This window comes from Deltaproteobacteria bacterium (assembly GCA_028818775.1).
Taxonomy (GTDB): domain Bacteria; phylum Desulfobacterota; class Binatia; order UBA9968; family JAJDTQ01; genus JAJDTQ01.
The window spans coordinates 1-8,765 of the sequence record JAPPNE010000088.1 but is presented as its reverse complement, the minus strand read 5'-3'; the positions used below and the strand labels follow the sequence as shown (position 1 = coordinate 8,765).

General features: G+C 66.7%; 8 protein-coding genes. 5 read left to right on the top strand and 3 right to left on the bottom strand.

The window, feature by feature from the left end; all coding sequences use genetic code 11:
- Both OXU42_10740 and gnd read right to left on the bottom strand, forming a co-directional pair.
- The coding region (locus OXU42_10740) for a hypothetical protein (protein MDE0029861.1) at positions 1-197 on the bottom strand (197 nt) is incomplete at its 3' end.
- 13 nt (positions 198-210) lie between these two features.
- Positions 211-1,230, bottom strand: a complete 1,020-nt coding sequence (gene gnd, locus OXU42_10735) for a decarboxylating 6-phosphogluconate dehydrogenase (protein MDE0029860.1) — start codon at positions 1,228-1,230, stop codon at positions 211-213.
- Between the two features lie 171 nt (positions 1,231-1,401).
- On the opposite strand from gnd, the gene OXU42_10730 reads away from it, so the two are divergent.
- The 5 genes from OXU42_10730 (at position 1,402) to OXU42_10710 (ending at position 8,498) form a co-directional block, all read left to right on the top strand.
- On the top strand, positions 1,402-3,240 hold the full coding sequence (locus tag OXU42_10730; GenBank protein MDE0029859.1) for a glycoside hydrolase family 15 protein: 1,839 nt from the start codon (positions 1,402-1,404) through the stop codon (positions 3,238-3,240).
- 117 nt (positions 3,241-3,357) lie between these two features.
- Positions 3,358-4,452 (top strand): extracellular solute-binding protein, encoded by a 1,095-nt coding sequence (locus OXU42_10725; protein MDE0029858.1) that lies wholly within the window; start codon positions 3,358-3,360, stop codon positions 4,450-4,452.
- A gap of 203 nt (positions 4,453-4,655) precedes the next feature.
- Entirely contained in the window at positions 4,656-6,308 is a 1,653-nt protein-coding gene (locus OXU42_10720) for an iron ABC transporter permease (protein MDE0029857.1), read from the top strand.
- Positions 6,309-6,452: 144 nt separating this feature from the next.
- Positions 6,453-7,520, top strand: a complete 1,068-nt coding sequence (locus OXU42_10715) for an ABC transporter ATP-binding protein (protein MDE0029856.1) — start codon at positions 6,453-6,455, stop codon at positions 7,518-7,520.
- A gap of 39 nt (positions 7,521-7,559) precedes the next feature.
- Positions 7,560-8,498, top strand: coding sequence for a hypothetical protein (locus OXU42_10710; protein MDE0029855.1), 939 nt, complete (start codon positions 7,560-7,562; stop codon positions 8,496-8,498).
- Positions 8,499-8,548: 50 nt separating this feature from the next.
- Here the strand turns inward: OXU42_10710 and OXU42_10705 are convergent.
- The coding region (locus tag OXU42_10705) for an amidohydrolase family protein (protein ID MDE0029854.1) at positions 8,549-8,765 on the bottom strand (217 nt) is incomplete at its 5' end.

Here is an 8,765-nt window from a genome sequence, read left to right as displayed (position 1 = left end):
ACCTGCAGTCGTCCCACCGCCTCCCTGGGCAGGCCCTCGCCCCCACGCGCACGCAGAATCCCCCCGGGCGGCCGGCCGCGGCTGGGGGCTGACAGGATCAGCCCGCGCGCGCGCACCGCCGCGCGCGCGGCATCCGCGATAAAGGCAGCCGCCCGCCGCGCCACGGCATCGGCGTCGGGCAATACTTCGATTTCCACGAAACCGCCCCAACTACTTCTTGGGCGGCAGTTCCTCGTGGCCGCCGAACTGGAAGCGCATGGCCGAGAGCAGCTTGTCAGCGTAGTCCGCCTCGCCCCGGGAACTGAAGCGCTCGAACAGGGCCGCGGTGAGGACGTGGGCGGGCACCGCCTCGTCCACCGCCGCCTGGATGGTCCAGCGGCCCTCGCCGGAATCGGACACCCGCCCCGCGAACCGCTCCAGGCCGGGGTCCTCCAGCAGCGCGTTGGCGGTCAGGTCCAGCAACCACGACGCCACCACGCTGCCGCGGCGCCACAGCTCCGCCACCTCGCCCAGGTCGAAATCGTACTGGTAGTGCTCGGGGTCGCGCAGCGGGGTCTGCTCCGCGCTGGCCTCGTGCCCCTGCTTGCCCACGTTGGCGTGCTTGAGGATGTTGAACCCCTCGGCGTAGGCCGCCATGATGCCGTACTCGATGCCGTTGTGGATCATCTTGACGAAGTGGCCGGCGCCGTTGGGGCCGCAGTGAAGGTAGCCGTGCTCCGCCGTGCCCTTGCCGGGCTCACGGCCCGGGGTGCGCGGCGCCTCGTCGATGCTTGGCGCCAGCGCCGCGAAGACGGGATCGAGATGCTGCACCACCTCCAGCTCGCCGCCGATCATCTGGCAGTAGCCCCGCTCCAACCCCCACACGCCGCCGCTGGTGCCCACGTCCACGTAGTGGATGCCCCTGGGCGTCAGCTCCCTGGCGCGCCGGATGTCGTCGATGTAGTACGAGTTGCCGCCGTCGATGAGGATGTCATCCTGCTCCAGGTGCTCCACGAAGGACTCGATGGTGCGGTCCACCACCGCGGCCGGCACCATCATCCACACGGCCCGGGGCTTGTCGAGCTTCGCCACCAGTTCCGCGAGCGAGCCGCTTCCCACCCCGCCGTCCGCCACCAGTCCCTGGACGGCGTCGGCGTGCCTGTCGAAGGCCACCACCTCGTGTCCGGCCTTGATCAGCCGCCGCGCCATGTTGCCGCCCATCCTTCCCAAACCGATGATGCCCAACTGCATACGAACCTCCTTGGACAGGGTGCCTATCTGCCCCGAATCCGTCTTCTGCGGGGTCACTTCCACCCTGATGCATCTTAGCACACGAATCTGTGGGACACGGCACGAGGCGGCCCGAAGAGCCGCCGAGGGCCGATAGAATTACCGGTGCGGATACGTTAGATTGACCGCGCAATGTACGCTCCCATCGAGAACTACGGCGTCATCGGCGACCTTCACACGGTCGCCCTGGTGGGCAACAACGGCTCCATCGACTGGTTCTGCTACCCGCGTTTCGATTCGCCCAGCGTCTTCGCAGCCGTGCTCGACGACGCCAGGGGCGGACGTTTCGTGATCGGGCCCGACGTGGAGAACGTCACCTGCCGGCAACTGTACCTGCCGGACACCAACATCCTCATCACCCGCTTCATGACCGAGGAAGGCGTGAGCGAGGTGATGGACTTCATGCCCCCGGGCCCCGCCGACGAGAACTACCACGGGCGCCTCATCCGCATCGCCAAGGTGGTGCGCGGCACCATGTCGCTCAAGCTCCAGTGCACTCCGGCATTCGACTACGGGCGCGCGGAGCACACCGTGGAGGTCCGCGACAACCGCGCGGTGTTCCAGAGCGACGGCCTCGGCTGCATGCTGAAGGTATCACAGAGCGGCCACCGCACCGTCGTGTCCGTCCGCCCCGACGGCAACGGCGGCGTGGTTGCCAGCGGGACCCTGCGCGAGAACAGCGTGTTGACGGCGGTGTTCCAGGGCGTCGACGACGGCGGTATCGACTGCGACTGCCCGGAGGTGGAAGGCTGTCTCGGACTGCTGGAGGACACCGAGCGGTACTGGCACCAGTGGCTCCGGCAGTCCCGCTACAGCGGACGCTGGCGCGAAATGGTGGACCGCTCGGCGCTGGTGCTGAAGCTCCTGTGCTACGAGCCCTCCGGCGCCATCGTGGCCGCGCCCACCTGCAGCCTGCCGGAAGACATCGGCGGCGTGCGCAACTGGGATTACCGCTACACCTGGATCCGCGATGCCAGCTTCAGCCTTTACGGCCTCATGCGCCTGGGCTTCACCTACGAGGCCGGCCGGTTCATGGACTGGCTCAAGGAACGTTGCGGCGACTTGAAGCCCGACGGCTCGCTGCAGATCATGTACGGCATCCGCGGCGAGAAGGAGATCCCGGAGTCCACCCTCGACCACTGGGAAGGCTACCGGCAGTCCGCTCCCGTGCGCATCGGCAACGCCGCGGCCGACCAGCTCCAGCTTGACATCTACGGCGAGATGATGGACTCGGTCTACCTGTTCAACAAGTACGGCACCCCCATCGACTCGGAGCTGTGGACCAACCTCTCGCGCCTGATGGAGTGGGTCTGCGACCACTGGGACCAGCCCGACGAGGGGATCTGGGAGGTGCGGGGCGGGCGCCAGCACTTCGTCTACTCCAAGCTCATGTGCTGGGTGGCGCTGGACCGGGGGGTGCGGCTGGCGGAGAAGCGCTCCTTCCCGGCCAACCGCGAGCGCTGGCTCCAGAACCGGGACGCCATCTACCAGAAGATCATGGCCGAAGGGTTCAACCGGGAACGGAACGCCTTCGTGCAGGCCTTCGGCAGCGACACGCTGGACGCCAGCAACCTGCTCATGCCGCTGGTCTTCTTCGTCTCCCCCACCGACCCCAAGATGCTCTCCACCCTGGAGGCGATCCACCGCCCGCCGCACGAGGGCGGGCTGGTGTCGGACAGTCTTGTCTACCGCTACGACGTGGCCCGGACGGACGACGGCGTCCCCGGGGAGGAAGGCACCTTCAGCATGTGCACCTTCTGGCTGGTGGAAGCGCTGACCCGTGCCGGCCGGCTGGGGACCGCCCGTTTCATCTTCGAGAAGATGCTGAGCTACGCCAACCACCTCGGGCTCTACTCCGAGGAGACCGGGCCCCGGGGCGAGGCCCTGGGCAATTTCCCCCAGGCCTTCACCCACCTGGGCCTCATCAGCGCGGCGTTCAACCTCGACCGCAAGCTGGGGTCGAAGGACTGAGTCCTGTCCGAAGGGTTGCGACGGCTTCCATATTCACGTAAACACCACGCCTTGATGACAGCCGGGTCCGCAACACACGCACGGTCCCGAAACCACCTCAGGAACGGAGGAAGACGTATGTTTGCAAGAGTTCTCGTGGCATTGGCCGTCCTCGGCCTCACCCTGCCCGCTTTCGCGGAAGAGAAGATTTCACCCGCGCTTCAGAAAGTCATCGAAGCCGCCAAGAAGGAAGGCGAGCTCAAGATCCAGTGGACCGCGGGGCGGCTCGGAGGCGACGCCGGGGTGCGCAAGATGGTCGCCGCCATGAACAAGCGCTACGGGACCGATCTCAAGCTCCGCTTCACTCCCGGACCCAACTTCCCGCGCATGACCGCCAAGCTGCTGCAGGAGCACGCCGCCGGCCAGCCGTCCAGCAGCGACATCCTCCTTGGCAGTTCCAACCACATGTCCCAGGGCACGGCCAAGGGCATGCTCATGCTGATGGACTGGGAGGGGCTGCTGGAACGGTCCAACCCCAAGGACGCCAACATCAACCGGACCGCGCCCAAGGGCGCGGGCGTGGCCATCGCCTCGCGCGTGGTGGGCATCTCCTACAACTCGCGACTGGTCAAGCCCGAAGACGTTCCGCAAAGCATGGACGATGTCTTCAAGGCCAAGTTCAAGGGCAAGATCGCATCCACACCCTACGCCACGGGACTCTACCAGTTCGCCGCGGACGACATGCTCGGCCGCGAACGCATGACCGCCTACACCAAGCGCCTCGCCGGACATATCGGTGGACTGATGGGCTGCAACTCCATGGATCGCGTCGCCAGCGGCGAGTTCCTCATGCTGATATTCGACTGCGGCCACGACGACTCCATACGCATGCAGCGCCGGGGCGCGCCGGTGAAGCAGGCGACCATCAAGGAGATTTCGCGGGTCAACGTCATCTACTTCGGCATCCCCAAGCACGCGCAGCACCCCAACGCCGGCATCCTGTTCGCAAACTTCATGCACACGGCGGAAGGACAGAAGCTCCAGTGGGACTTGGGCGGCCATGACCTGCACATCTACCCGGAAGCCAACACGCGCAAGCCGGTGCTGGACATCCTGGCGGGCGGGGGACTGCTTTTCATCGACACGGTGGAGCGCAACAACACGCACGACCCCAAGGAACTCCGGAAGATCCAGGCAGAGTTCCGCAAGATCCTCAAGGACGGCGGAAAGTAGCCGGTACGTAAACGGTGACCCGGGAGGCCACGGACCTCCCGGGTGCCGATCAGAGTCGGGGCAGGCTTCGGATCGGGTCCGGGCAGACCCCCGACCGGACCGGGGACAAGTGGCCCGTACCGGATCCGAGAAAGGCCGTAGCTTTGCGTCTGCCGCGTCTTAACGGTCAGGTTTCCCCACTGCTGCCCGTCGCGCTGGCTCCCATGGCGCTCGTGGTGGTGTTCATCCTGGTGATCGTGTGGGTGAGCTTCCAGAGCGGCACCCTGGGCACCGTCCACTCCAGCTATACCCTGGAGAACTACCACGACGTCCTCGGAGACTCCGCGATCTACGGCGTCATATGGAACACGCTGTGGTTTGCGTTCTCCACGGTGTTCTTCGCACTGATCATCGGGCTTCCCATCGCCTGGCTCACCGAGCGCACCACCATCCCGGGCAAGCCCGCCATCTACGTCATCATGACGCTGGGGCTCCTGATCCCCGGCATCTTCGTGGCCATGGGCTGGACGTTCATCGCCCACCCGCGCATCGGCTTCATCAACCGCTGGCTGGTGGACCTGTTGGCCCTGGACGACGGCCCCGTGAACATCGCCACGCCCATGGGCATGGGCTTCGTGCAGGGGATGAACCTGGCGCCGCTGGCGTTCATCCTCACCACGCAGATGTTCCGGGCCATGAACCCGATGCTGGAGGAGGCGGCGCGCACCGCGGGCATGAGCGCCGCCGCCACTCTGCGCCGGGTGACGCTTCCCCTGGCTGGGCCCGCCATTCTCGCCGCGGTCATCTACATCTTCATCGTCGGCATCGCGACCTTCGACATCCCGGCGGTCATCGGGCTCGGCAACCGCGTCTACCTCTTCAGCACCTATCTCTTCACGTTGACGTTTCCCGAGGACATGGAGCCGCGCTACGGCATCACCGGCGCGGTGGGGGTGCTCATGATCGTGGTGGCGCTGGCCTTGACGGCCTGGTACGGCCGCGTGCTGCAGCGCGGCAACCGCTACCAAGTGATCACCGGCAAGGGCTACCGCCCCAAGATGCTGGACCTGGGCGGGTGGAACTGGGCCGCCTGGGCCATGATCGCCGTCTACGCCCTCATCTCCAAGCTCGTGCCCATCGCGCTCGTGGGCTTCATCGCGTTCGCGCCCTACGTGGCGCCGCCGTCCCTGGAGATGTGGGAGCAGCTCTCGCTCAACAACTTCTACAACGTCAACTGGGAGCTGGTGTGGCGCGGCATGAAACACACGCTCATCCTGATGTTGGTGGTGCCGCTGCTGGTGCTGGTGTACGCTTTCGCCATCTCCTGGCTGGTGGTGCGCACCCGCAGCCGCGGGCGTTACGCCCTGGAGTTCGGCGCCTTCCTGCCCCACACCGTGCCCGAGCTGCTCTTCGCCATCGGCGCGCTGCTGGTGGCGCTGTTCGTGCTGAAGGACTACGTGCCGCTGTACGGCACCGTGTGGCTCATCGCGCTGGTGTACCTGGTAACCCGGCTGCCCTTCGCCACCCGCGCCCTGAACGGCGCGCTCTTGCAGATACACAAGGAACTGGAAGAGGCCGCCTACGTCTCCGGGCTCACCATGCTGCGGGCCAGCCGGCGCGTGCTGCTGCCGCTGCTGCGCCCCACGCTCATGTCCGTGTGGATATGGACCGCGCTGCTGGTCTACCGCGAGGTCACCGTGGCCGTGTTCCTCGCCACCGAGAGCAACATCACCCTCACCGCGGTGGTGTGGAGCTACTGGGCCGCCGCCGGAATGACCGAGGCCTCGGTGGTGACGACCCTGATGATCCTGTTCTTTTCGCCGCTACTGCTGCTGTTCTGGATCTTCGGACGCCGCAGCGCCCTGGCGGAAGGGTAAGGGAGATGGCGTCCTTCGACTTCGCTACGCTACGCTCAGGACGAACGGTTGCAGGACAGCGCCATTCACCGTTCGTCCTGAGCGTAGCGTAGCGAAGTCGAAGGACGCCATTATTGATCCCAAACGGCTGTTGGAGCCTCGTTCATGATCAGCATTCGCAAGCTGGAAAAGATTTTCGACTCCGCCCGCGGCCCCGTGCGCGCCGTCGACGGCATCGACCTGGAAGTGGCCGAAGGCGAGTTCATGGTGCTCCTGGGACCCAGCGGCTGCGGCAAGACCACCACCCTGCGCTGCGTGGCCGGGCTTGAGCGGCCCGACGGCGGCTCCATCGAGATCGACGGCGAACTGGTGGACAGCGCCGACGGCGGGACGTATGTGCCGCCCGAGCGCCGCGACATCGGCATGGTGTTCCAGAGCTACGCCGTATGGCCGCACCTGAACGTTTTTCAGAACGTGGTCCTGCCGCTCACCGAGGGGCAGCGGCGCATCCCGCGTTCGGAAGTGCGGGACCGGGCACGGGAGGCGCTCCGGCTGGTGCGGCTGGATGGGCTGGAGGAGCGCCCGGTCACGGACCTCAGCGGCGGCCAGCAGCAGCGCGTGGCGCTGGCCCGAGCGGTGGTGACCCGGCCCAAGGTGCTGCTCATGGACGAGCCCCTGAGCAACCTCGACGCGCGCCTGCGCGACCAGATGCGCGACGAGCTGCGGCGCATCGCCGAGTCCGTAAACGTCACCTCCCTTTACGTCACCCACGATCAGGCCGAGGCCCTCAGCCTGGGCGACCGCGTGTGCGTCATGAACGAGGGCGAGATCCTGCAGCTCGCCACGCCCAAGGAGGTCTACTCCGAGCCCCCCAACCTCTTCGTCGCCCGCTTCGTCGGGGAGATGAACTTCCTCCCCGCCAAGGTGGTGGACGCCGGGCGCGTGGAGTCGGGCCTGGGCGCCATCGAGTGCGCGGTGCCGGCGGGCTGCGCGGCGGGCGCGGCGGTCACGCTGGGCATCCGTCCCGAGCACATCGGCATGGCGGCGGGAGAGTCGGCGACCGGGTTGCGCGGCCAGGTGCTGCGCCAGACCTACCTGGGCGACGCGCTTCACTGCCAGGTGCAGGTGGGCGAGGTCGAGCTGACGGTCAAGGCGGTGGGCGACGCCGAGTACGCTCGTGGCGAGACCGTCACGGTCTCGTTGCCCGAGAGGGGCTGGCACGTGTTCCCCTAAACGTAGGGACGACGCCAAGGGCGCAAGAAGGGAGATTCCATGGCCTTGATCATCAGCGCCGAGCAGACTCGCGAGCTCGTCGACATGACCGCCTGCATCCGCCTCCTCGACCGGATGTTCCGGGACCGGGCCGCCGGCAAGGTGCGAACCCTCCCCCGCCGGAGACTCCAGGGCAGCTCCAAGCAACTCAACATGATGGCGGCGTGGCACGAGGACACGGATCTCATCGCGCTGCGGAGCTACGTCGCCAAGGCCAACACCATCTCGCTGTACGACTGCGGCGCCGGCGCCCTCAAGGTCATCATGAGCGCGGCGTATCTCAGCAGCCTTCGCACGGGCGCGGCCACGGGCGTGGCGGCCAAGTACCTGGCCCCTCCGAAGCCCGCCGTGCTGGGTCTCATCGGCCCCGGGTGGCAGGGCACGTTCCAGGTGGAGGCCGTGGTCAAGGCCTGCCGGCCCAAGCAGGTGCTCGTGTACGGCCGCAACGCCGACCGGCGCCAGGGTTTCGTCGATGCCATGAGCAAAGTGGTGAAGACCCCCTTCCGCATGGCGGAATCCCTGGACGAGGTCGAGAGCGAGTCCGACGTGTTGGTGATCTCCACCAACTCCACTACGCCGATCGTCGACGGCAAGCGGCTCAAGGACGACGTCCTCGTGGCCACCATCGGCGCCAACCAGACCGTCAAGCACGAGGTTTCCGGGCGGCTCATCAAGTCCATGGACCTGGTGGTCACCGACGACCTCGCCACGGCCCAACACGACAGCGGCGACCTGGTCGCCGGGTGCGCCAAGCGACAACTGCGCTGGCGCGACGTGGTGCCGCTGGAAAACATCGTCGCCGGCGGCGTCCCGGGCCAGCCCCGTAAGGTGCTGTTCCAGTCCAACGGAATCCCGGACGAGGACCTGGCCGTGGGCACCTACGTACTGCGGCAGGCGCTACGGAAGAAGATGCGGTTGCGGGAGATAAAGGAGTTCTGAGTAAACAGGAGGCGAAGAAGTCAGCCTTCTCCGCCTCCCTGTTACCGATCTCAGTCGGTCACGCCGTACAGCCGCTTGGCGGAGTCCGCCAGCAGCCACTTCTTGTCCTCGGGGGACAGGTCCTCCCTGCGGCCCAAGTGGTCGATGTTCTCCGGAAACTCCATGTCCCAGTGGGGGTAGTCGGACGCGTAGTAGAGCACGTCCGGGCTCAGCCACTTGCCGGTCTCGCCGATGAAGGGCTCGTAGTCCTCGGCGTGGAAGTAGATG

Bases quoted from the DNA above. Each gene is read 5' to 3' on its own strand.
- OXU42_10720 (MDE0029857.1), top strand. From the start codon at position 4,656: ATGGCGCTCGTGGTGGTGTTCATCCTGGTGATCGTGTGGGTGAGCTTC.
- OXU42_10730 (MDE0029859.1), top strand. From the start codon at position 1,402: ATGTACGCTCCCATCGAGAACTACGGCGTCATCGGCGACCTTCACACG.
- OXU42_10715 (MDE0029856.1), top strand. From the start codon at position 6,453: ATGATCAGCATTCGCAAGCTGGAAAAGATTTTCGACTCCGCCCGCGGC.
- OXU42_10725 (MDE0029858.1), top strand. From the start codon at position 3,358: ATGTTTGCAAGAGTTCTCGTGGCATTGGCCGTCCTCGGCCTCACCCTG.
- OXU42_10710 (MDE0029855.1), top strand. From the start codon at position 7,560: ATGGCCTTGATCATCAGCGCCGAGCAGACTCGCGAGCTCGTCGACATG.
- gnd (MDE0029860.1), bottom strand. From the start codon at position 1,230: ATGCAGTTGGGCATCATCGGTTTGGGAAGGATGGGCGGCAACATGGCG.